The sequence below is a fragment of the Paraburkholderia sp. BR10936 genome (assembly GCF_040965735.1).
In the GTDB taxonomy this organism is placed as follows: domain Bacteria; phylum Pseudomonadota; class Gammaproteobacteria; order Burkholderiales; family Burkholderiaceae; genus Paraburkholderia; species Paraburkholderia nodosa_A.
The window spans coordinates 93562-115539 of record NZ_JBFRCM010000020.1 but is presented as its reverse complement, the minus strand read 5'-3'; the positions used below and the strand labels follow the sequence as shown (position 1 = coordinate 115539).

The following is a 21978-nucleotide window of genomic DNA, read 5'->3' as shown; positions in this document are numbered from 1 at the left end:
TATGCACCCGATACCACCTGCGTTCAACAATGTGACCAGGGTTCATCCGCAGTGCACCGCAATAGGACAAAGGCGATATGCTGGCGGCACCCTCGATATCGAAGTCATATCAAGCCATGGAATTGCGGCATCTCAGGCACTTTGTAGCGGTTGCGGAGACCCAGCACTTCGGGCGTGCGGCTGCACGCCTTGGCATGGCTCAGCCGCCGCTCAGCCAGTCGATCATGCGGCTGGAGGAACAGCTTGGCATCAAGCTGCTCGAACGCACGCCGCGCGGTGTGACCCTCACGCCCGCGGGATCCGCCTTGCTCGCGGAAGCCAAGCCGCTCATCGCGCAGGCGGAATTGGCCGAGCGGCGGGTGCGTCAGGCAGCCGATGAACTGGCGAGCTTGAGCGTGGCGTTCGTGCCGATGTGCGCCCTACGCATCATGCCGCTCGCCATTCAGGGGCTGCGCAAGCAATGGCCGGGTGTCGATGTCCGGTTGATCGAGCGTGGTAGTGCCCTGACTGTCGCGAGCGTGAAGAACGGCAGCATCGACCTGGGCGTGGTCGTAACCAGCGCGGCGGACGTCTCGGGTCTGGAAAGCGTGGTGATCGAGCGCCTGCGCGTGGTGGCTGCGGTTCCCGCTAAATGGCCGGTCGCGACGCAGCGTTCGATTCGCATCGCGGATCTCGCTCGATATCCCCTCATCATGTTCCCTCAGCAGATGTCGCAACCGCTGTTCGCCGCGTTCGAAGCAGCACGGCGCGAGGAGGGCTTGTCGCCGCGAGTGACCCAGCAGGCTCGCCACCCCTATACGATGCTCAACCTCGTCGCTCACGAGCTGGGTGTCGGTTTGATGCTGGACTCGGCGCGATACTTGCCTGTGGAAGGCGTTGCTTACGTTGACATTGAGGATGTTCCGGCTTCCGGCGAAACGGAAGTGTCACTGGTGTGGGCGGATAGACCCCACAAGCCCTGGCACCGCGCGATGCTCGACATCATGCGCGAGATCGCGTCGCCGACTCCGGTGTGACGCGCGCAGCCGCGCCGTTGAACCGATTCATTCTCGCTGCTCCTCGCGCCATTCGTTTCTGCGTTCACCTTGACACCCCACGATGGGGTGTTTATCTTTGCGAATGACGTTCACAAAACAACCCGCTCGCATGGCGAGCCAAAGGAGGAGCAGTGAGCACGAATGTGGCGAGTCTTTTCAGTCTCGATCAGAAAGTGGCGGTGGTGACAGGGGCAGGTTCGGGTATCGGCCGCGAGACGGCGCTGTTGCTGGCGTCGGCCGGCGCCGCTGTGGTCGCGGCGGACCTGAACGAGGAAGCGGCGCAGGAAACGGTCAAACAAATCGAAAGCGCTTCAGGTAAGGCGATCGCCGTCAAGGTGGACATCGGCAATGAATCTTCGATTCTTGCGATGTACGAAACCGTTCAGGCAAAGCTCGGGCGTCTCGACATTCTCGTCAACAATGCGGGTATCTATCCGAAGACGCAATTCGTCGAAACGTCGGCCGAGAAGTGGGACAAGGTTCTCGGCGTGAACCTGCGCGGCACCTTCCTCTGCATGCGCGAAGCGATCAAGCGCATGCAAGCGGCCAAGCGCGGCGGTTCCATCATCAATATCTCGTCGGTGGCTTCGCTGCAGCCCGTAATCTTCGACAACGGCGATTACGGGGCATCGAAGGCGGGCGTCAATAACCTCACCAAAGTGGCTGCTCTCGAATTTGCAGCAGACGCAATTCGTGTGAACGCAGTGTTGCCCGGCGGCGTGGCGACCGAGGGCGCAGCTGCATCGACCAAGGTCCATCAGGCAAGCGGCCCGATTACGCAGCCCGGCCGTATGCCCCTGGGCCGCATTGGCGTCGCCTCCGATATCGCGCGCGCCGTGCTGTTCTTTGCCTCGCCGGCATCGGACTATGTCACCGGCCAGCTCCTGGCTGTCGACGGCGGTTTCCAGGTTTCCTGATCGCCCCTCGGCGGCCCGTTTTTCGCGTTGCGAAGCCGCATCGGCGATGCGGCCTGGGCTGCCTTTTGCTTTGCCCAAATTGCATACGATCCGTTGCGCACAATTGACCGTGTGCGTAGCTTGCGCTCGCGCATACGCTGCACGCTACGCCCTGGCGGCTGGTGAAAACACCGACACAGTTAATTGAACGAGTTGTTGCATAACGGAACTTCGTCACCTACGATGTCGACATAGAGGCGCCGCGAATGCGCCCGCGTGGCACAAGCCTGATCGGAGACATGCGATGTACCTGCTCGACAGCGATTTACGTGGCCCTCTCGCGGACTACACCTTCCACCATCGGCGCCAGCCTGCTGGCAGCCATCCTCCCTCGTCGGACGAATCGGATCGCGCAAAACAATCGAATTGGGCGGCGCGTGCGCTGGGTGCGATGGCGCACCGTATCTTCGGCAAGCTGCGCATGGAGGGGGCGGCACGATGAAAACGATGCCTGGCGAGCGCGCTCGAGAAGCGCGCAGGGTATGGCTCCCGCTTATCCTCTTGTCGATTTCGGCAGCGGCGATCTGGCTGCTGCAACGCGACTTGCGCATGGAAGAGTTGGGCCGTTCGGCGCTGTTCGACGTTGTGATGACGATTGCCGTGCTCGGTGCAACGGCATTCGCGGGCCTCGTTGGGTGTGCGATTGCGAGTCGCGCGCAGGAAGAGGAAACCGATTTGTCGACAGGTGAAGGGTATTGCTTCATTGGCGCGGTGATCGGCGCGGTGGTCTTTTTCGTCGCTATGACTTACTAACGGTAGAAACCATGAACGAAGTGCTGAGCGCACGCGTGGAAGCGCTGTTGGACAAACAGGCCATACTCGAATGCGTGCACCGCTATTGCCGCGGGGTCGACCGCATGGACCGTGAGTTGACGCTGTCAGCGTACCATCCGGATGGGATCGATGACCACGGCGCATTCGTTGGTAATGCAAAGGAATTCGTAGATTGGGCCTTTGCGTACCATGCCGAGCATCAGCTCTCGCACCACCACATGGTCTTCAATCACAGTGTCGAACTGCAGGGCGACGAGGCGCACGGGGAAACGTACTGGCTTTTCTTCGGCGAGAATCGCGTCAAGCCGGACACGCTTGCGGTGGGGCGCTATATCGACCGTTTCGAAAAGCGCAATGGCGTGTGGGCGATTGCCGCCCGCGTCTGTATCTCGGAGGCGATCAACGAGCTCACGCCTGCCGTAGTGCCTGCAGCCTGGCGCGAAATCTTGATGAGCAATGGCGTGAGTTCGAGAAATCGCGAAGACGTTTCTTACGAGCGGCCTCTCACGACACGTCAGCCCAGCGAGGTTTAGGGGCTTGCGTAAGCGTCGCGCGAAGCTCGTCACGAATAACCAGCATCTCATGCAAGCCAACGTCGGCGTGGAGCCGACGTTGGCTTTTTAGCTATTGGGCAGCGGCATGATCGTGCTGTGGCCTACGATCGACAGAAACTCACGGCGCGTTGAGGGATCGTCGCGAAACGCACCCAGCATCCGGCTCGTCACCAGCGAAGCGCCGGGTTTATGCACGCCGCGCGTGCTCATGCACTGATGCGCGGCTTCGAGGATCACGGCAACTCCCTTGGGCTGTAACACCGTGTTCAACGCATCGGCGATTTGAACGGTCATCTTCTCCTGAATCTGCAGACGCTTGGCATACACGTCGACGAGGCGAGCAAGCTTGGAGATGCCGACCACACGATGCTCGGGCAGGTAAGCAACGTGTGCGCGCCCGATAATGGGCACCATATGGTGCAATAGCTTTCGAAGCGGATGTCTTTTAGCACCACCATCTCGTCGTAGCCATCCACTTCGGAGAACGTCGTAGCAAGAATCTGCATCGGATCGGATTCGTATCCGGAGAAGAACTCGCGATACGCGCGCGCGACGCGTGCGGGTGTTTGAGTGAGACCTTCTCTTTGGGGGTCGTCGCCCGCCCATCGGATAAGCGTTCGCACGGCTTCTTCCGCCTGATCTCGCGTCGGGCGAGCCGACGCTACTTCAGTGCCAATTTCTTTGTCTCGCGTGTTCATCAACTCTCCTGATCATTCATGCCTCGTGCAATCCGACGCGCGTGCGCGTGTGCTGCGCACCCGTATCGGCAACGTGAATAAAGTGTATATAATTGCACGGTGTTCGCAAATACAAACGCGTGTACCTCGCTCGACGTGCCGCGCGCTGCAGAAGCAGGTTGCACTTACATCACAGGATCAGTACATGAAAACGCGCATTACAGAGTTGCTTGGGATTCGATATCCCATCGTTCAAGGCGGCATGATGTGGGTGGGCCGCGCGGAACTGGCCGCTGCCGTCTCGAACGCCGGTGCGCTCGGCACCATCACCGCGCTCACGCAACCCACGCCGGAGGCGCTGAGCAACGAGATTGGCCGCGTTCGATCGTTGACGGACCAGCCGTTCGCGGTGAACCTGACGATTCTGCCGACGATCAAACCGGTTCCGTACGATGAGTACGTGCAAGCGATCGTGGAGAACGGCGTGAAGGTGGTCGAGACGGCGGGGCGTAATCCCGAGCCGCACATGCCGGCGTTCAAGGCTGCGGGAATCAAGGTCATCCACAAATGCACCTCCGTGCGGCACGCGCTGAAAGCAGAGGCATTGGGGTGTGACGCCGTGAGCGTGGACGGCTTCGAATGTGCCGGCCACCCAGGCGAAGACGACGTGCCCAACCTCATTCTGTTGCCCGCGGCCGCCGCGAAGCTGCGTATTCCGATGCTGGCATCGGGCGGTATTGCCGACGCGCGCGGCATGGTCGCCGCACTCGCGCTCGGTGCGGACGGCATCAACATGGGCACGCGATTCATGGCCACGCAGGAAGCGCCGATTCATGAGAACGTCAAGCGCAGGCTGGTCGAGAACGACGAGCGCAACACGGCGCTGATTTTCCGCACGCTGAAGAACACCTCGCGCATTTTCAGAAATTCAGTTGCGGAGAAGGTGCTGGAACTCGAATACAAGGAAGGCGCGACGTTCGCGGATCTCAAACCACTCGTGAGTGGCGAGCGCGGAAAGCGTATGTACGAAACGGGGGATACGGAAGATGGGACGTTCCCTGCCGGTCTTGCGATCGGGCTGATCGAGGATATTCCCACCTGCGCGGAACTCGTGAGCCGGATGGTTGCTGAGGCGCGCGCACTCATTCACGGCCGGCTGGCCGCATTTGCAGAAGATAACTGAGCGTGCGCTAAGGCGCCTTTCGAATCGTCTGCCCGTGCCCGGATTGAAAACGGGCGCGCGCAGGCAGTTTGCATTCAGCAACGCGGGGCTTGTTCGTCTAACCGTTCGAGATGAGCAAGCAGCGAGCGGGCCGCGGCTGGCCAGAGCTTTGCCGGTACGTCGTCGTAAGCATGGCGTAGCCAGTCATCGATCGAGCCGTTCGGCAGTGTCTTCACTGCCTGCGCGATCTTTGCTTCCCGCGCCATGCGGTGCGCCTTGAGGCGCGCGATCTGCTCACGCGCGCGGTCGAGCACGTAGCCGTGTGCAGGCAGAATGAAGTCGATCTCATGTTCGGCGCAGATCGCGTCCAGCCGGTCCAGCGACGCGAGGTACGCAGTCATGTTGCCGTCGGGCGGATCGATGATGGTCGTGCTTCCATTCAGGATGTGGTCTCCGCTGAACAGCAATCCGTCCTCGACGAGGACGAGGCACACGTGGTTGCTCGCGTGCCCCGGTGTCGGGACGACAAGCAATCGATGTGTCTCGCCGTCACAGGCAAGCGCGAGCCATTCACCGTCGCGCAGTTCGCGGTCCGGGACGAAATGGCTGCTCGCCCTCGCAAAGGACCCGGACGGCAGGCCGAGGATCGCTGGCTTGTTCGCGCACATGGCTTGCAGTGGCCGCGCGCCGGGCGCGTGGTCCGCGTGCGAGTGCGTGCAGACGATCATGCGTATGTCGCCACCCGTTGCGGCGAGAATGCGCTGGAGGTGCGCCCGATCGTCAGGCCCCGGATCGATCACGATGAAGCCGGTTGCCGCTGTGCCGACGATATAGCTATTCGTGCCGGGTCCCGTCATCATGCCGCCGTTCGCGACGGTCAGCCGCATCACGTTTTTCAGCAGCGGGACGGCCTCGGTTGATCGCCAGTCGAGCGCGTGAAGTACCTGGCCATCAGGGCACGAGGCGAAGCTCCCCGTACGGCGCGTCGCCTTCCATGCAACGCACGACGTTGCCGGCTTTCAGGCCACCGCGCGGACAACTGCTCCACAGCGGTTTTTCACCGGCGCATGCAGCAAGCAACGCTTCGACCGAGTCGAACGAACGAAGGCGTTCGAGCGTGCGCACGGTTGGGAAGATCATGGCGAAGTCGCCCGCAGCGTGGCGCGCGAGGGCGTCGGAGGGATTGACCCACACCGGTTCGAATTGCTCGGCGCCATCCGCGACAGCGGTTTGTCCGGCAGGCATGCGCGCCACGAAAAACTGCACGTCGAAGCGCCGAGGCAGGTCGCGGTCGGTGATCCAATGCGCAAGCGGATAAATGCAGTCGGCGGCTAGCGTGAGGCTTCGCTGCGCGCAATGTTCCCCGATCGCCGCGCTTCGGTCGAGCGTCGCCATATCGCTGTCGTCGACGAACGCGCCATCGCTTCGCCGCGCGAGCAACACGCCTAGCTCCTCGAATGTCTCGCGTATGGCGGCCACAGCCTGAACTGCCTGCGCTTCGTCTTGCGTGCCGCGTCGTGACGCGCACGCGGCGATGCGTGCATCGGACGGATCGATGGCGCCACCAGGGAAGACAAAGGCGCCCGGTGCGAAGCTCGCTTGCGCCGAGCGCCGCGTCATCAGGACTTCAATAGCAGGCGCACCTTTGTATTGAGCGTCGCGCAGCAACAGCATCGTTGCCGCCGGGCGCGGTGAAACGGGTTGGCGCTGCGCGTGGAGCAGCTGTTCGGGGCGTACCACGTCACTCCCTCTGATTCAATGAATAGCCGCTTGCGTGTAGCGCTAAATGCGTTCGAAGACTGCTGCGATGCCCTGGCCGCCGCCGATGCACATCGTGACGAGCGCATAGCGGCCGCCGCAACGGTGCAGCTCGTGAATCGCTTTCACCGCAATGACGGCGCCGGTCGCGCCGATCGGATGGCCGAGCGAGATGCCCGAGCCGTTTGGATTGACCCGGGCGCTGTCGAATTCCAGCTCCTTCGCGACGGCGCAAGCCTGCGCGGCGAATGCTTCGTTCGCTTCGATCACGTCGAGATCCGCCACGGTCAAGCCCGCGCGTTGCAATGCCTTGCGTGTTGCAGGCACCGGGCCAATGCCCATGTATTGAGGATCGACGCCTGCGTGAGCCCAGGACACGAGCCGCGCGAGTGGACGAAGGCCGCGCTGCTCGGCAGCGCGGCGCGCCATCAGCAGGACTCCCGCAGCGCCGTCGTTGAGGCCGGACGCGTTGCCGGGCGTCACGGTCCCGTCCTTCTGGAATGCGGGACGCAACTTGGCGAGATCCGCGGCGGTCGTGCCGGGCCGTACATGCTCATCCGTATCGAACACGCTGTCGCCCTTTTTCGTGCGGAGTGCTACAGGCACGATTTGCTCGCGGAAGTGGCCATTATGTATGGCTCGTGCGGCGCGCCGGTGCGACTCGACGGCGAGCTGGTCCTGGTCGTCGCGCGAAACGCCGTACTTCTTCGCGACGTTCTCCGCCGTCACGCCCATATGGCAAGCGCTGAACGGGTCCGTCAACGCGCCGGCCATCATGTCGATCAGGCGGATGTCGCCCATGCGTGAGCCCCAACGCGCGCTAGTGGCAACGTACGCTGCGCGCGACATGCTTTCCGCGCCTGCGCCGATGGCGATTTCGGTCTCGCCGAGCGCGATGGCCTGGGCGGCGGAAATGATGGCCTGGAGGCCGGAGCCGCACAGCCTGTTGAGTGTCAGCGCCGGGGCGTCCGCACTCACGCCGCCCTCGAGCGCCGCCACGCGCGCGAGGTACATGTCGCGAGGCTCCGTATGGATCACATTGCCGAACACCACGTGGCCGACATCGTCGCCCGGCAGATTCGTGCGGTCGAGCAGCGCGCGAACGACCGTCGCGCCAAGTTGCGTAGGCGGAACGCTCGCCAGGGCACCACCAAAATCCCCAATCGCCGTGCGAACGGCAGCGGTGACGACAACCTCATCCGACATGATGGCTCCTTGATCCGGCGCTCGGCTACGACCTGCGCATCGCGTTTAACAATATGAATGACATTCATAAAGTAGCGCATTTCTTGTTTCATGTCCACGTTATTGTGCAGTGCGCAAGGATGCAATCGAGCCGCGCATTTAGACGCGTATTCGCGTCAGATGCGAGTTGCGCATCTGACCTTCCTTGCGGGTGACAACCGGATAGACGTCCGTTCGATTTCGCGTTATGCTGGTTCAACATGATGATCAACGTTCAATTATTGGTTGCTATGGAGCTGCAAGAATTGCGTCTGCTGGAAGATGATGCGAACGCTCTCAGGACATGGCCTGCCAGATAACAACAGGACGATTCAGATGGATGCAGGTACGGCTTCGCACGATGCCCTCATGGATGTACCGTTTCGCCCGATTCGCCTTGGCAGCATGGAAGCGATCGTCGAGCGCAGACCCGATGGCAGCGTGGTGTACGCACTGAAGGAACCGCTCGAACCGTATCCCGTCCGCTTGACGGAGCGGCTCGAACACTGGGCGAGTGTTACGCCCGAGCGCGCGCTGCTCGCGCGCCGCACGCCGGACGGCAAGTCCTGGGAGTCCCTCACCTATAAGCAGGCGTTCGACGGTGCGCGTGCGCTGGGGCAGGCGCTGCTCGATCGCGGTTTGTCCCAATCGCGTCCGTTGATGATTCTTTCGGATCGAAGCTTCGAGCATGCGCTCTTTGCGCTTGCCGCATTGCACGTCGGCATTCCCTATATTCCGGTCACGCCCGCGTACTCGCTTTTATCGCAGGACTTTTCGAAGCTCAAGCAACTGGCGGCCGTGTGCACACCTGGGCTCGTGTTCGCGGACGACGGCGCGCAGTATGGCCGCGCATTGCGCGAGGTATTCGGTGACGTGGAGTGCGTCGTCGTCGGCCCGTTGCCGGAGGGCCGGGCCGGTTCGCGTGTCGCGGAGTGGCTGAAGACGCCGGTTACCGCCGATGTCGAAAAGGCGTTCAACGCAGTGGGCCCGGACACGGTGGGCAAGATCATGTTCACCTCGGGTACGACGGGCGCACCGAAGGGTGTGATCTACCCGCAGCGCATGTTGTGCAGCAATCGCCAGCAGGTCGCGCAGGTGTTCGCGTTTCTTCAGGACGGGCCGCCGGATCTCGTTGACTGGCTGCCGTGGCATCACACCTTCGGCGGCACGCATAACTTCGGCATGGTGCTGTACGGCGGGGGCACTTACTACCTGGACCCCGGCAAGCCAACGCCGGAGGAAATTGGCCCGACTGTGCAGGCGTTGCGTGAAATCGCGCCGGTGGTCTACCTCAATACGCCCCAAGGGTTGGCCTCGCTCATTCCGCATCTTCAGGCCGACAAGGCATTGCGCGAGAAATTCTTCAGCAAGCTCGCGCTGATCTACTACGGCGGCGCAAGTCTGCCGGAGTACATCTGGGCCGAACTCGACGAACTCGCCGTACGCACGATAGGCCAGCGCGTGCTCATCATGTCGGGCATCGGTGGCACGGAAGCGGGCCCCACGCCGATGTCGGCAGCCTGGGATCCGCGGCGCGAGGCGATCGCGGGATTGCCCGTGCCCGGCGTCAAAGTGAAGGTGGCGCCGGTTGGCGCAAAGCTGGAAATCCGCTTCCTTGGCGACTGTGTCACGCCCGGGTACTGGAAAGATCCCGAGCGCACCGCCGCCTCGTTCGACGAGGAGGGCTATTTCCGCTCCGGTGACGCCGCAACGTTCATCGACCCGCAGCGTATCGAACTCGGCCTGCGCTTCGATGGCCGCATTGCGGAAAATTTTAAACTGTCCACCGGCACGTGGGTCAACGTCGCCGAGTTGCGTCTGCACGCGTTGAACATTTTCGGCCCGTATGCGCGCGACATTGTCATTGCGGGGCACGACCGCGATTACCTGACTGCGCTCGTATTCCCCGACATCGAAGCGTGCCGTGCGCTGTGCGACGACCTTCACGAACTCACGCCGAGCGTCGATCAGATCGTCAACAGCCGTGGTGTGCTGGCGTTCTTCCAGAAGGGCATCGACAAACTCGCTGCGCGACCCGGCGGCAGTTCTGCCCGTATCACGCGCATTGTGCTCGAAAGCGAGCAGCCCACGCTCGACAGCGGTGAATTGAGCGCGAAGAGCGCGATTAGCCAGCGCAACGTGCTCGAGCGGCGTCGCGGCGTCGTAGAGGAGCTTTATCGCATGCCGCCCACGCCGCGCACGCTGGTCGGCAATGCCGGCGCTGCCGAAGCAGATCCTGTTCAACGTATCGAAAACGCTGGAAGCTAAAGAATATGGACTTTCGCGTAGACCCCGCCGACATTGCGTTCCGCGAAGAAGTGCGGGCTTTTCTCAAAGCGCACCTGCCGGCGGATATGGCGTTTCGCGGCCAGCAGGGCTTCCTAGCAGGCGACGACGATTCGCAGCGCTGGACCCGCATTCTGCATGAAACACGCGGATGGTCGGTGCCGCATTGGCCCATCGCCGATGGCGGCACGGGCTGGACCGCGATGCAGCGCTACATCTTCGAGGAAGAGTGCTATCTGGCGGGCGCTCCAACGCAGAATCAGGCGGGTGTATCGCTCGTCGGACCCGTGATTTGCGAGTTCGGAAACGAAGAGCAGAAGCGCCGCTTTCTTCCACCGATTCAGCGCGGCGAAGTGTTCTGGGTGCAGGGCTTTTCGGAGCCGGGTTCGGGCTCCGATCTCGCGTCGCTGCGCACGACGGCGGTTCGCGATGGAGACCACTACATCGTCAACGGACAAAAGATCTGGACGAGCTTTGGCGCCTATGGCCAATGGAACTTCGTGCTGGTACGAACGGACAGCGAAGCGAAGCCGCAGAAGGGCATTTCATTCCTCCTGCTCGACATGGCGACGCCGGGTGTCACAGTGCGGCCCATCGGGTCGCTCGACGGTTGTCATCACCTGGCCGAAGTGTTTTACGACAACGTGCGCGTGCCCGCCGAAAACCTGATCGGCGAAGTGAACAAAGGCTGGGGATATACGAAGTTTCTGCTCTTTAACGAACGTGCGTTCCTCGGCGCCGAAGCACCGGCGCTCAAGCGTTATCTGCGCAAGATCCGGCACTACGCGTCGCGCGAGCGCGTGGCGGGCAGGCCATTGATCCAGGACCCCACGTTTGCCTCGCGTCTCGCGCAGCATGAACTGGAGGTTCGGGCGATCGATATGGCGGTGCAGAAGATTCTGCATCAAGGGATCGACGAGCGTAGCGGCGGCATGGCAATCGGGTCCATGCTCAAGGTGCGAGGCTCGGAACTTCACCAGAAGCTCACGGAGATGTTGCTGGAGGTGATTGGCGACTACGGCGCCGTGTTCTACCCCGATCCGAACGAGGAACGTGCACTGCGCGACGCGTCGTTTATCGGGCCCGAATACGCGCCGGGCCTCGCCGCCGAGGTTTTCTACCGGCGCGCGTGCACGATCTACGGCGGCACGGCCGAAATCCAGCGCAACATCATCGCGAAGGCGATGTTCGATCTGTGACGCCTGCGTCGATCCAGGAACAGCCGTCGATCCCCGTTACGGGTGATCGCATCAATTGCCGGTAGATAGAGGGTGCAGCATGGACTTCGAGTTGAGCGCCGAACAGCGGATGCTGCAGGAAAGCGCGCAGCGCTTCGTGCAAAAGAGCTATACGTTCGAACATCGCAGCAATCTGGCATCGCAACGCGGCGGTTTCTCGCGTGAGACATGGCGCGTGCTCGCAGAAATGGGCTGGCTTGGCATCGCGGTGCCGGAGGAAATGGGCGGGCTCGGTTTCTCGCCGGTGGAGAGCGCCATCGTGGCCGAGCAGATCGGGCGCGCACTCGTGCTCGAACCCTACGTGATGTGTGGCGTGTTTCCGGCCTCGCTCGTCACGCGCTGCGGGCGCGAAGGACAGCGCGAAACCATGCTCGGGGAAATCGTCTCCGGCGAAGCCGTTTATGCGGTCGCGCACAGCGAGCGCGAGGCGCGAGGCCAGGTGCACTACGTCACGGCCACGGCGCAGAAGACGGCAGACGGCGCCTGGCGCCTGGACGGCTACAAAACGCTCGTGGTAGGTGCACCCGTTGCCGACCGGCTGCTTGTCGTCGCTCGCACCGCGGGTGCGGCCGGTGACAAGGACGGCATCGGTATTTTTCTCGTCGATCCGAAGCAGGCGGGCGTGACGCTCAAGACGTGCGCGCTGCTCGACGGCACGCCGTCGGCCGATCTGCTGCTCGATGGCGTGATCGTGGCAGATGCCGATGTCGTCGGCGAGCCAGGGCGCGCTTACGAAGGACTACAGGCCGCAGTTGACGAAGCCATCGTTGCGATTTGCGCGGAACTGGTGGGCGATATGGAAGACGCCATTGAACTCGCTTCGGACTACCTGAAAACACGCAAGCAGTTCGGCGTTCCTATTGGCAGCTTCCAGGCGCTGCAACACCGTATGGCCGACATGGCGATCGATGCCATGCAGGCGCGCGCAACACTGCACCGTGCATTGCTTGCGCTCAGCGAGGACAGCACGAAGCGAAGCGTGGAGATCTCAGGCTGCAAGGCGCAGACCACGCGCAGTGCGAAGTTCGTCACGCAGCAAGGCATTCAGTTGCACGGCGGTTATGGCATCACGAACGAATACAAGGTAGGTCATCACTATCGCCGCCATCTCGTGCTCGACGCGTTGTTCGGCAACATGGACTATCACCTGAATCGCTATGCGTGCCAGATTCAGCACGAGGCATTGGCGGCGACGGCTTGAACCTTATCGAGGCACTCCCATGGACGCAAAAGGAACCGATCTGCTCGGCACGACGCGCGAGGACGCCGTTCTCACGCTTACACTGAACCGGCCCGAGGCGCGCAATGCGCTGAACCTTGCGTTGACCGAAGCGCTGGTCGAAGCACTGCGCCGCTTCGAAGCCGACGAAAGCCTGCGCGTGCTGATTGTGACGGGCGCCGATCCGGCCTTTTGCTCGGGGCTCGACCTCAATGACTTCTCCGCGCCCGATGCGCCGCGCGCGCGAGTCGCAGAAATGATCGACATGTGGCCGCAGTTCACCAAGCCGGTGATCGCGGCGGTGAACGGCGCCGCCGTTACCGGCGGGTTCGAGCTTGCAATGGGATGCGATTTCATCCTTGCGTCCGAGCGAGCGCGCTTTGCCGACACGCATACGAAAATCGGCGCACTGGCAGGCGGCGGCATGACAGCGCGGCTGCCCTATATCGTGGGCCCGAGGTGGGCCAAGCAGATCAGCCTGACGAGCGAGCCGATCGACGCGGCAACCGCGTTGCGCATTGGTCTTGTGAACGAGGTGGTGGGTCACGATCAGTTGATGGAGCGGGCAAAGGCGGTTGCGAAGACGATTGCGAGCCGTCGTCCCGACCTCGTCGCAACCGTCAAGCAGGTGATCGATCAGGGCGCGCTGGCAACACTCCAGGATGCCTTGCGCATCGAGAAGGCCGCGCTAGCGGAACGAAAGCAACGCGGCAGCATGGCGTGGCAAGTGCAGAAATAATCGATTCGCCGAACAAGGCGCGTAACCCGGGCGCGGTAGCGCCGGCTCATCCAGCAACTCTGGCCCCACGGCGCCAAACATGACAAATCTATACGGCCTTCCAGACGATATTCAAGTCACGGCAGATGGCGGCCTGCGCATCATCACGCTCAACCGGCCCGACGATCTGAACGCGTCGACTACGGAGATGTTGTTTAGCTATCCAAAGCTATTCGCGGCGCTCGCTGACGATCCCGAGGCGCGCGTGGCCATTCTCACGGGTGCGGGGCGGGCATTCAGCGCAGGCGGAGACATGAACCATTTCGTCAAGACGCTCGACGACCCCGAGTTCGCCCGGCGGGTTCAAGAGAACGCACGCCAGACCATACACGGTTTCATCGACGTACCGATTCCGATTATCGCAGCGGTCAACGGCCCTGCGGTGGGGTGGGGCGCGACGATGGCCACGTTGTGCGACATCGTTCTGATGACCGAGGAATCGTTTCTGGCCGAACCGCATATCAACATCGGTCTAGTCGTGGGCGATGGTATTTCCGTAGCGTGGCCGCTCTACACGAGCCTGCTGCGGGCGAAGGAACTGATCTTTACGGGCGATCGCATCACTGCGCAGCAGGCGGTTGAATACGGACTCGCCAACCGCGTCGTGGAGCCGGGCAAGCTGATGGACGAAGCGTTGGCGCTTGCCGAAAAGCTGCTCAAGCAACCGCGCCACGCGCTGCGCGAAACCAAGAAGCTGATGAATCTCCACCTCCATCGCAGTGCCGCGCAGATGCTCGACACGACGCTTGCGCGGCAGCTTGCGGCAACGCTCAGCAATGAGCATCACGAGATTGCCTCGGCGTTCATCGCCCAGCAGAAACGCAAACAAGACTAATTCGGCACGGTGAAGCTCGTTCATCGACACACCATTCTTATGTGGAGTATGCATGCGCTCTTCGCTTTTCGACCTGACCGATAAGGTCGCCATTGTCACCGGATCGAGCCGCGGCATTGGGTACGCCAGCGCGCTCGGCATGGCAGAGCATGGTGCAAAGGTCGTCATTTCCGGCCGTAACGCCGACGCGTGCGAAACCGCCGCGCAAGCCATCAACGAAAAGATCGGCAGCCGCGTGGCCATGCCGTTTGCCTGCAACATCGGGCGCAAGGCCGAACTGCAAAATCTCGTGGACGCTGCGAACGGCAAGTGGGGCAGAGTCGATATCGTGATGGCCAATGCGGCAATTCATCCCTGGATTGGATCTGCCCTCGATCTGCAGGACGAAACGTTCAACAAGTTCATGCAAGTCAACGTGCACAGCAATATCTGGCTCGCGCAGATGACCATGCCGGGCATGATCGAGCGCGGCTATGGCCGCTTCATTTCGGTGGCATCGGTGGTCGGTCTGTTCGGCGACGCCGTGACGGGAACCTACGGGCTCACCAAGGCCGCCGATATGCAACTGGTGCGAAACCTCGCGATGGAATTCGCAGCGAAGGGGGTCACTGCCAACTGCATTGCGCCGGGCACATTCAAGACCGAGATGGCGCGTTCGCAATGGGAAGACGAGGCGATGGTCGAATGGTACCGTGGCCGCAATCCGTCGCAACGCTTCGGCGAAGTCGAGGAGATTGCCGGGCTCGCCGTGCTTCTGGCGTCGCCCTCTGGTGGCTATATCAATGGCCAGACGATCGCGGTGGACGGTGGCCACACGATTTCGTTTCGCTGATTTGCGCGAGGAAACCGCATCGTGCGCCCACAGATGTTCAAGACGCGAATCACCGATCTGCTCGGCATTCGCCACCCCATTCTTTGCGGCGGTCTCGGGCCACGCGTGTCCGACGCTCGATACGTCGCCGCCGTCGTCAACGCAGGCGGCATGGGGTTCATCGTCGGCGCCGGCTTTCCCGATGCCGACGAATTTCGCAACGAGTTGCGGACCTGCCGTGAACTCAGCGGTGCGAAGAATTTCGGCGTCAATCTCTACATATCACGGCAAGCGGGTGGCGTGGAGCGCGTCAAGCAACAGATCCGCATTCTGATCGAAGAGAAAGTCGCTTGCGTAGAAACGGCGGGTGCGAGTCCGGAAGCGGTCGTGCCCATCCTCAAGGAGGCGGGCATCAAGGTTTTGCACAAGGTTCCCGCTGTGCGCTATGCACATACGGCCGTGCGGATGGGCGTCGACGGTGTGATCGTCGTCGGCAACGAATGCGGCGGCCACCCCGGCATCTATCAGATCGGCAGTATCGTGCAGGCCGCGCAGGCGCCGCGGGAAGTTGGCTTGCCTGTCGTGATTGGCGGCGGCATCGGTACGGGGCGCCAGCTTGCAGGCGTGCTGGCGATGGGGGCCGACGCCGTCATCATGGGCACGCGCATGATGGTTGCCGAGGAGCTGTGGATTCATCCCGAGGTCAAGGCGAAGGTGGTAGCGGGCGACGGCAGCGAGAGCGTCGTGGTCAAGTCTGCGATCCGCGATCACCACCGCGTGCTGCGCAACGAGAGCGCTGAGGCGGTCCTGGAACTGGATCGCGCGCAGGTGACCGAATTCGAGCAATTCCGTCCTCACGTGATGGGCGCGCTCGCACACGATGCCTACGTGACTGGCGACACCCGCAAGGGCATGATCGACTACGGCCACGCGGCGGTCTTTGCCGATGCGGTGAGGAACGTCGAAGCCATCTTCGACGAGATGATCGACGACGCCGTAGCTGCGTCGGACCGGCTGGGCAAACTGATGACGTAGAAAGTTGTCATGGCGACGATAGAGCGTGCAGGGGTCTGGCAGGTCCGGCACACGTGGCCCCTGGGCTACAATCTCAGGCGTACTGGCTTCAATACCTGTAATGCATACGCAATCTCTATCGGCACGCCATGAACGCAGTGAAAAGGCCGCAGGCCACGCTTGAGGACGAGGCTTTGCCAGGTGCGAAGCGGGGGCGCCCATTCAAGGCCGACGCGGCGAAGCGCCAGGACGAACTGCTCGATCACACACTGGAGCAGTTCATGGCCGTGGGCTATCGAGCCGCGACCATGGACGGCATTGCAGCCTCGTTTGGCGCGAGCAAGTCCACGATCTACCGGCGCTATGGAAGCAAGGCCGGTCTGCTGAGCGCGGCGATGGAGCGCGGCGTTCCGCTGCTACTCGATCCGCTTGCCCAGGTCTCCACCGATGCTCGCCGCTCGCCGCGCTCGGTTCTGCGCGATTACGGCGAAATCATTCAGTCTTATCACGCCGATCCGAGCATACGCGCGATGTGGCGGGCGGTAAGTGAGGCGAGGGAAGAACTGGGCGACATGCTGGGGCACGTCGTAGAACAGCAGCATAGGGCGCTGGCTCCCATCGCCGACTATCTCGCTACGCTGGCACGCAACGGAAAGATCGCTGTTGCCGAGCCGCGTGCGGCCGCTGCGTGTTTCGGCGCGCTGACGAGCGGCGGTCTCGCCAGCTTCCTCGGCGAGCCGCCTCGCGAGAACGAGCGGCGAGGCGCGCTGGAGTTTGCGCTCACGCTGTTTCTGGACGGCATACTGCCGCGTGCGTCTGCACGGAAATAAGTGAGAGCTTGCGCTGCGGCGCTAACCAAACAGTTTGCGCAACGTGCCGCCCATGGGAATGGGGAGCGTCGCGCCTTCGTCGTAAGGCCAGCGCAACATGCCGAGGGCGGCTGCGGCACCGCCGTCCACGTGCAGTACCTGACCTGTGATCGACCTCGCGAGGTCGGATGCGAGGAACAGCACGGCATTGGCGAGGTCGTCCGCGGCAGGAGGCGTTTGCAGCGGGATGTACATCTGAAAGGCCTTCGCCCACCATTCGGCCGGGGCGTCGGCGTTGAGCGAGCGCCATGGTTCGGGAATGGCTGCGGCGTTGCCCGCGCTGGGCGTCGTATCGGGCGCGATCAGGTTCACGCGTATTCCGTGCGGGCCGAGTTCCCATGCCATCGCTTTCGAGAAGTTCGTCGTTGCCGCTTTCGCGCCTGCGTAGACGGCAAAACCGCCGGCACCGCGATGTGCTTCGATGGTCGTGAAATTCACGATCGATCCGCCGTGCCCGCTGCGCTGTAATAGCGGCACCGCGTGACGCATCGATTCGACTACGTAGCCGAAATTGCGCTGAACGTCGTCGGCGCAATCGCGCTTCGCGCGTTCCATGAATGGCTGCATGCACGTGCCGCCAACCACGTTGACAAGCACATCGATACCGTCGAAGAAGCGCGCGGTCTCGCTATAGAACTGCGCGAGTTGGTCACTTCGTGTGGCGTCCGCATGCATGTCGAACACGCGGCGTCCCATCTCCCTTAGCGCCGCCGATGTGCTTGCAATGCTTTCGTCATCGATGTCGCAAAACGCGATGTCAACGCCGGCCTCGCCGAGCGCAAGCGCGACCGCTTTGCCAATTCCTGCCGCACCACCAATCAACACGGCTCTGCGCCCTTCAAGCGCGCCCCTGCGATCCAGAAATTCCATCGGCTTCTCCTTTCAGTGGGATGTGAGTGAGCGAAGAACACGGCAGAATCCGCGTATTGAATAATGGTACCGACGGTGCTATTGTTTCTCAAGGGTATCAAAGCAATGTGCCGAAGACGTCGATCCATGGAGGAACCTGCGTGACCGACATCGAACGACTCCTTGCAATCGAGGAAATCAAGCAGCTCAAAGCGCGTTATCTGCGCTGTGTCGATACGAAGCACTGGGAAGCATTCGGCGCAGTGTTCGCGCCTGATGGCCAACTCGACATCAGCGACGATGTCCCGGGATGCATTCTTGCGGGCAGGGAGAACATCGTGCGCGCGGTCAGTGTCCCGCTTGCCGGATGCGTAAGTGTTCATCACGGCCATTGCCCCGAGATCGATATCACATCGAGCACCACGGCCAACGGCACCTGGGCAATGGAAGACATGTTGCGCTGGGGGGCGAAGTCGGCGTATCCGAATCGCACACTGCATGGCTACGGCCACTATGTCGAGACCTACGAGAAGATCGACGGCCAGTGGCTTATCAAGAGCATGAAACTGCAGCGACTGCGCGTCGATGTCGGAGTGCAGACGTGAGTGCAATAAACCCATCGGATGCAAGACATGGAGAAGCGATCGTGACACGCAGAATCGGCATCATCGGCGCCAACTGGAGCCTGAAAGTGCACGGCAGCGCCTGGCGGCTGCTGCGGGATGTGGAGGTGGCGGCGGTCTGCACCGCGCACCGCGAGACCGCCGAAGCGGCGGCGCAGGCATTCGGCGTGCCGCGCGCGTATTGGAACGTCGCCGATCTCGTCGCCGATCCGACGCTCGACATCATCGATGTGGGCAGCCGGCCCGCGTATCGCTATGACATGGTGATGGCGGCGCTCAACGCCGGTAAGCACGTGTATGACGCGCTGCCCTTTGCGGTCGATACGGAGCATGCCGTTGCGCAGAGCGAACTCGCGGCGAAGAAAGGATTGGTTGGGGTCGTCGATGCACAGTTTCGTTGGGTGCCCGCAGCGAAGCACATGCAGGCGCTGATCGCAGAAGGGTTCCTCGGCGAACCGCTCGGATTCAATTTTCAGCTGCTTCAGCCGCTGCGCAACCACGATGGTTTCATCTATCCCCACGCGTCCTATCCCGGCGGCGGCGTCTCGCCCTACAAGTGGCTTGCCGACGCGCAAAGCGGTGGCAGCGCATGGCGCAATTTCGGCAGCCACATGGTGCTGCTGCTCATGCCGCTGCTCGGGCGGGTGAAGGCGGCCGCCGGTTCGGACACAACGGGCCTCAAGCAATGGCGCCTGCCGGACGGCAGCGTATTCACGCCGGACACCGCCGATCTCGGCTGTAGCGTGCTGCGCATGGAAAACGGCGCGCTAGGCACGGTCCAGACGAGTTGGGCCGTGGCCGACGGTCCGGGCATTCGCGCAGAACTTTGGGGAACGAAAGGACGCCTGCTCTATGTCGATCCCACGTTTGGCGATGGGGTTTCGTCGCGTCTTTACGCGGGAAAGCCGGAGCCATTCGAATTCGGTACTGCGGCAGGCGAGTGGCTCGAAACGCCCGCACGCTATTTCGAGGTGCCTGGAACTGGGTTCTCGAAGGAGAACGCGCCTTCGTATATGGTGTCGATGGGATGGATGTTTCACGACATGCTCCAGGCCATCGAGCAAAAACGGGCACCGTCACCCAGCTTCGAGGAAGCCACGCACGCGCACCGGGTGGTGGAGGCGGTGATCGAATCCGGCCGTAGCGGGCGGTGGATCGAGATCGGCGGTCGTTGAGGTTCGCGGGGACAGCGCGGTCGCTGTTCCAGCCACCTTCTCCTTCACTCCAGCAGGGCGTCGCGCAACCGATGTAGTTGAGACGGGTCGAGTCGGGCAGCGCTTCGAGGTTACGCTCGACCGAGCCGTGGCTGGCGGCCATCGCCGAGAAACCTCATCGAGATAGAGCGCATCGACGCCGGCTACAACATCGATCACCGACGCATCGAGTGCTGCACCGAAATGGATAGCCATCGCTTGCGCAGCGGATTCGTGCAAGAGTCCATTGCGTGTGCTCCTCAGATAATCACGATAGATCGTATCGCGCGAGACGCCCAGCGCATGGAGCATGATGGCTATCCGAAATCCAGTCCGGTCTTCGCCCGCCGTGCAGTGGAAAATGACGGGCAGACACCGACCTCCATTTACCATGAGTCTTGGCCGAGGCAATGAGCGTTTACGGGTGCCTCACTATCGACGTACACGCGCGAAAATTGAAATGAGGTAGGCTGGCGACGGCAGGCAGGCGCGTCGCCGCATTTTTTGCTTCGTCTTACTTCACGTACTTGCGGAACTCCGGCTTGCGCTTTTCGCGGAACGCATTGCCGCCTTCCTTGGACTCGTCGGTTTCGTAATACATTGCGAGCGCTTGCATTGCGAACGCACCGATGCCGCGAATATTCTCGGTATCGATATTGAACGATCGCTTCGCCAGCGCGATGGCCGTGGGGCTCATCTGCAGAATCTCGTCGCACCACTTTTTCGTTTCGGCATCGAGTTGCTCGGGGGGCACGACTGCGTTGATGAGGCCCCAGTCGAGCGCCTGTTTTGCACTGTATTTGCGGCACATGTACCAGATTTCCCGTGCGCGCTTCTCGCCGATGATGCGCGCGAGGTACGCGGTGCCGAAACCCGGATCGACCGAACCGACCTTCGGGCCGACCTGGCCGAAGATCGCGGTTTCGGAAGCGATCGCGAGGTCGCAGATCGTCACGAGCACGTTGCCGCCGCCGATCGCGTAGCCGTTCACGCGTGCGATCACCGGCTTCGGAATGTCGCGGATAATGCTTTGCAGTTCCTCGATCGGCAGGCCCACGGTGCCGCGGCCGTTGTAGCCGTCGCCGGACTGGTCGCCGCCGGTGCAGAACGCCTTTTCGCCGGCGCCGGTGAGCACCACGACGCCGATGTCCTTGTTCCACCCCGCGAGACCGAAGGCCTTGATCAGTTCTTCACAGGTGTTGGCGTTGAACGCGTTATAGACGTTGGGGCGATTGATGGTGATCGTCGCGACGCCATCCGCTTCCTTGTAGATAATGTCCCTGAATTCCATGTCGTATTCCGATGTTGTTTATTGAGCAGGTTCGAGACGCCGGTTAGCCGGCCATCGTCAGGCCGCCGGACACGCTGATGACCTGGCCGCTGATGAAAGCGGCGTCGTCGCTCGCGAGGAAGGCAACCGTGCCGGGGATATCGCCCGGTTCGCCCATGCGGCCGAAAGGCACGGCCTTCACGAGCGCCGCCTTGATGCGCTCGCCTTTCTCACCTTGCGCGAGGTTGTCGAGCAGCGGGGTCGCGGTGGGGCCGGGGCACACGACGTTGACGGGAATATGCTGGCGCGCCATTTCGCGCGCCATGGTTTTCGTGAACGCGATGAGACCGCCTTTGCAGAACGAATAGACGGCTTCCATCGAGGAGCCCACGCGTCCCGCATCGGACGAGATGTTCACGACGCGGCCACGGCCGCGCTCAGCCATGCGGCGCAACACGGCGTGGTGCATATTCAGCGGGCCGTACAGGTTGATCGCGACGACCTTGTCCCAGAACGGCTTCTCCGTTTGCAGGAAGAACGAACCCATGTCCCAGCCCGCGTTGTTGACGAGGACCTCAATCGGACCGAGGTCTTCCTCGACTTTGGCCACCGCGGCATGCACGCCTTCGTGATCCGTGATGTCGACACGGTACGCACGCGCCTTGCCACCCGCCGCCTCGATTTCTGCCGCGACACGTGCTGCGCCTTCTTCGTTCAGATCGAACAGCGCGACGGTCGAGCCTTCCTCGCCGAATCGCTTGCTGATGGCGGTTCCGATCCCGCCCGCGGCGCCGGTTACGATGACGACCTTCTCCTTGAGCCCCTTCATTGGTTCCCCTCCGTGATGTGCG

At 62.1% G+C, this 21978-nt stretch carries 21 protein-coding genes and 2 pseudogenes; 16 read left to right on the top strand and 7 right to left on the bottom strand.

Annotated features, from left to right (window positions below; genetic code table 11):
• The first annotated feature begins 77 nt into the window (after nt 1-77).
• From AB4Y36_RS32840 to AB4Y36_RS32820, 5 genes are all read left to right on the top strand, one after another.
• Entirely contained in the window at nt 78-1016 is a 939-nt protein-coding gene (locus AB4Y36_RS32840; protein ID WP_342947340.1) for a LysR family transcriptional regulator, read from the top strand.
• A 152-nt stretch (nt 1017-1168) separates the two neighbouring features.
• Nucleotides 1169-1954 (top strand): glucose 1-dehydrogenase, encoded by a 786-nt coding sequence (locus AB4Y36_RS32835; protein ID WP_254353343.1) that lies wholly within the window; start codon nt 1169-1171, stop codon nt 1952-1954.
• Between the two features lie 283 nt (nt 1955-2237).
• Complete coding sequence (locus AB4Y36_RS32830) at nt 2238-2435, top strand: hypothetical protein (protein ID WP_083245399.1); 198 nt, start codon at nt 2238-2240, stop codon at nt 2433-2435.
• A complete protein-coding gene (locus AB4Y36_RS32825; RefSeq protein ID WP_254353341.1) occupies nt 2432-2746 on the top strand; it encodes a hypothetical protein in 315 nt (104 codons plus the stop codon). Before AB4Y36_RS32830 ends, AB4Y36_RS32825 begins: the two co-directional genes overlap by 4 nt.
• An 11-nt stretch (nt 2747-2757) precedes the next feature.
• Nucleotides 2758-3300: a nuclear transport factor 2 family protein gene (locus tag AB4Y36_RS32820; protein ID WP_368685214.1), complete on the top strand. Its 543-nt coding sequence runs from the start codon at nt 2758-2760 to the stop codon at nt 3298-3300.
• Nucleotides 3301-3387: 87 nt separating this feature from the next.
• On the opposite strand, the pseudogene folE reads toward AB4Y36_RS32820, so the two are convergent.
• A pseudogene (gene folE, locus AB4Y36_RS32815) lies at nt 3388-4019 on the bottom strand (GTP cyclohydrolase I FolE).
• Nucleotides 4020-4203: 184 nt separating this feature from the next.
• Between folE and AB4Y36_RS32810 the strand changes: the two are divergent.
• Entirely contained in the window at nt 4204-5181 is a 978-nt protein-coding gene (locus AB4Y36_RS32810; protein ID WP_368602263.1) for an NAD(P)H-dependent flavin oxidoreductase, read from the top strand.
• A 74-nt stretch (nt 5182-5255) separates the two neighbouring features.
• Here AB4Y36_RS32810 and AB4Y36_RS32805 read toward each other — a convergent pair.
• Nucleotides 5256-6900 (bottom strand): annotated as a pseudogene (locus AB4Y36_RS32805) (MBL fold metallo-hydrolase).
• Between the two features lie 42 nt (nt 6901-6942).
• Nucleotides 6943-8124: a beta-ketothiolase BktB gene (gene bktB / locus AB4Y36_RS32800; protein ID WP_368685213.1), complete on the bottom strand. Its 1182-nt coding sequence runs from the start codon at nt 8122-8124 to the stop codon at nt 6943-6945.
• 354 nt (nt 8125-8478) lie between these two features.
• Here bktB and AB4Y36_RS32795 point away from each other — a divergent pair, with 354 nt between their 5' ends.
• From AB4Y36_RS32795 to AB4Y36_RS32760, 8 genes are all read left to right on the top strand, one after another.
• The gene (locus AB4Y36_RS32795; RefSeq protein ID WP_368685212.1) at nt 8479-10410 is read left to right on the top strand and encodes an AMP-binding protein; all 1932 of its coding nucleotides are present in this window, start codon (nt 8479-8481) and stop codon (nt 10408-10410) included.
• Between the two features lie 5 nt (nt 10411-10415).
• On the top strand, nt 10416-11627 hold the full coding sequence (locus AB4Y36_RS32790; RefSeq protein ID WP_368685211.1) for an acyl-CoA dehydrogenase family protein: 1212 nt from the start codon (nt 10416-10418) through the stop codon (nt 11625-11627).
• Nucleotides 11628-11706: 79 nt separating this feature from the next.
• Complete coding sequence (locus tag AB4Y36_RS32785) at nt 11707-12867, top strand: acyl-CoA dehydrogenase family protein (RefSeq protein WP_368685210.1); 1161 nt, start codon at nt 11707-11709, stop codon at nt 12865-12867.
• Between the two features lie 19 nt (nt 12868-12886).
• Nucleotides 12887-13624, top strand: coding sequence for an enoyl-CoA hydratase (locus AB4Y36_RS32780; RefSeq protein ID WP_368685209.1), 738 nt, complete (start codon nt 12887-12889; stop codon nt 13622-13624).
• Nucleotides 13625-13703: 79 nt separating this feature from the next.
• Nucleotides 13704-14498 (top strand): enoyl-CoA hydratase/isomerase family protein, encoded by a 795-nt coding sequence (locus tag AB4Y36_RS32775; protein ID WP_368685208.1) that lies wholly within the window; start codon nt 13704-13706, stop codon nt 14496-14498.
• A gap of 52 nt (nt 14499-14550) precedes the next feature.
• Entirely contained in the window at nt 14551-15330 is a 780-nt protein-coding gene (locus AB4Y36_RS32770; RefSeq protein ID WP_368685207.1) for an SDR family NAD(P)-dependent oxidoreductase, read from the top strand.
• A gap of 21 nt (nt 15331-15351) precedes the next feature.
• Nucleotides 15352-16344, top strand: a complete 993-nt coding sequence (locus AB4Y36_RS32765; protein ID WP_368610280.1) for an NAD(P)H-dependent flavin oxidoreductase — start codon at nt 15352-15354, stop codon at nt 16342-16344.
• Nucleotides 16345-16472: 128 nt separating this feature from the next.
• Nucleotides 16473-17153: a TetR/AcrR family transcriptional regulator gene (locus tag AB4Y36_RS32760; RefSeq protein ID WP_368685206.1), complete on the top strand. Its 681-nt coding sequence runs from the start codon at nt 16473-16475 to the stop codon at nt 17151-17153.
• Between the two features lie 21 nt (nt 17154-17174).
• Here the strand turns inward: AB4Y36_RS32760 and AB4Y36_RS32755 are convergent, their stop codons facing one another.
• Entirely contained in the window at nt 17175-18062 is an 888-nt protein-coding gene (locus AB4Y36_RS32755) for an SDR family NAD(P)-dependent oxidoreductase (RefSeq protein WP_368685205.1), read from the bottom strand.
• Between the two features lie 26 nt (nt 18063-18088).
• On the opposite strand from AB4Y36_RS32755, the gene AB4Y36_RS32750 reads away from it, so the two are divergent.
• Nucleotides 18089-18646: a nuclear transport factor 2 family protein gene (locus AB4Y36_RS32750; RefSeq protein ID WP_256094870.1), complete on the top strand. Its 558-nt coding sequence runs from the start codon at nt 18089-18091 to the stop codon at nt 18644-18646.
• 41 nt (nt 18647-18687) lie between these two features.
• Nucleotides 18688-19839 (top strand): Gfo/Idh/MocA family oxidoreductase, encoded by a 1152-nt coding sequence (locus AB4Y36_RS32745; protein WP_342947355.1) that lies wholly within the window; start codon nt 18688-18690, stop codon nt 19837-19839.
• Here the strand turns inward: AB4Y36_RS32745 and AB4Y36_RS32740 are convergent.
• The 3 genes from AB4Y36_RS32740 to AB4Y36_RS32730 form a co-directional block, all read right to left on the bottom strand.
• Nucleotides 19741-20250, bottom strand: a complete 510-nt coding sequence (locus tag AB4Y36_RS32740; protein ID WP_368685204.1) for a tyrosine-protein phosphatase — start codon at nt 20248-20250, stop codon at nt 19741-19743. The two genes, AB4Y36_RS32745 and AB4Y36_RS32740, sit on opposite strands and share 99 nt — an antisense overlap.
• A 121-nt stretch (nt 20251-20371) precedes the next feature.
• Entirely contained in the window at nt 20372-21148 is a 777-nt protein-coding gene (locus AB4Y36_RS32735; protein ID WP_266228802.1) for an enoyl-CoA hydratase-related protein, read from the bottom strand.
• A 43-nt stretch (nt 21149-21191) separates the two neighbouring features.
• A complete protein-coding gene (locus tag AB4Y36_RS32730) occupies nt 21192-21956 on the bottom strand; it encodes a glucose 1-dehydrogenase (RefSeq protein WP_069266513.1) in 765 nt (254 codons plus the stop codon).
• Nucleotides 21957-21978: the final 22 nt, after the last annotated feature.

What these genes read in the sequence shown, in the direction of transcription:
- AB4Y36_RS32840 (WP_342947340.1), top strand. Translation starts at nt 78, where the DNA reads ATGCTGGCGGCACCCTCGATATCGAAGTCATATCAAGCCATGGAATTG.
- AB4Y36_RS32830 (WP_083245399.1), top strand. Translation starts at nt 2,238, where the DNA reads ATGTACCTGCTCGACAGCGATTTACGTGGCCCTCTCGCGGACTACACC.
- AB4Y36_RS32825 (WP_254353341.1), top strand. Translation starts at nt 2,432, where the DNA reads ATGAAAACGATGCCTGGCGAGCGCGCTCGAGAAGCGCGCAGGGTATGG.
- AB4Y36_RS32820 (WP_368685214.1), top strand. Translation starts at nt 2,758, where the DNA reads ATGAACGAAGTGCTGAGCGCACGCGTGGAAGCGCTGTTGGACAAACAG.
- AB4Y36_RS32810 (WP_368602263.1), top strand. Translation starts at nt 4,204, where the DNA reads ATGAAAACGCGCATTACAGAGTTGCTTGGGATTCGATATCCCATCGTT.
- bktB (WP_368685213.1), bottom strand. Translation starts at nt 8,124, where the DNA reads ATGTCGGATGAGGTTGTCGTCACCGCTGCCGTTCGCACGGCGATTGGG.
- AB4Y36_RS32795 (WP_368685212.1), top strand. Translation starts at nt 8,479, where the DNA reads ATGGATGCAGGTACGGCTTCGCACGATGCCCTCATGGATGTACCGTTT.
- AB4Y36_RS32790 (WP_368685211.1), top strand. Translation starts at nt 10,416, where the DNA reads ATGGACTTTCGCGTAGACCCCGCCGACATTGCGTTCCGCGAAGAAGTG.
- AB4Y36_RS32785 (WP_368685210.1), top strand. Translation starts at nt 11,707, where the DNA reads ATGGACTTCGAGTTGAGCGCCGAACAGCGGATGCTGCAGGAAAGCGCG.
- AB4Y36_RS32780 (WP_368685209.1), top strand. Translation starts at nt 12,887, where the DNA reads ATGGACGCAAAAGGAACCGATCTGCTCGGCACGACGCGCGAGGACGCC.
- AB4Y36_RS32775 (WP_368685208.1), top strand. Translation starts at nt 13,704, where the DNA reads ATGACAAATCTATACGGCCTTCCAGACGATATTCAAGTCACGGCAGAT.
- AB4Y36_RS32770 (WP_368685207.1), top strand. Translation starts at nt 14,551, where the DNA reads ATGCGCTCTTCGCTTTTCGACCTGACCGATAAGGTCGCCATTGTCACC.
- AB4Y36_RS32760 (WP_368685206.1), top strand. Translation starts at nt 16,473, where the DNA reads ATGAACGCAGTGAAAAGGCCGCAGGCCACGCTTGAGGACGAGGCTTTG.
- AB4Y36_RS32755 (WP_368685205.1), bottom strand. Translation starts at nt 18,062, where the DNA reads ATGGAATTTCTGGATCGCAGGGGCGCGCTTGAAGGGCGCAGAGCCGTG.
- AB4Y36_RS32740 (WP_368685204.1), bottom strand. Translation starts at nt 20,250, where the DNA reads ATGGTAAATGGAGGTCGGTGTCTGCCCGTCATTTTCCACTGCACGGCG.
- AB4Y36_RS32735 (WP_266228802.1), bottom strand. Translation starts at nt 21,148, where the DNA reads ATGGAATTCAGGGACATTATCTACAAGGAAGCGGATGGCGTCGCGACG.
- AB4Y36_RS32730 (WP_069266513.1), bottom strand. Translation starts at nt 21,956, where the DNA reads ATGAAGGGGCTCAAGGAGAAGGTCGTCATCGTAACCGGCGCCGCGGGC.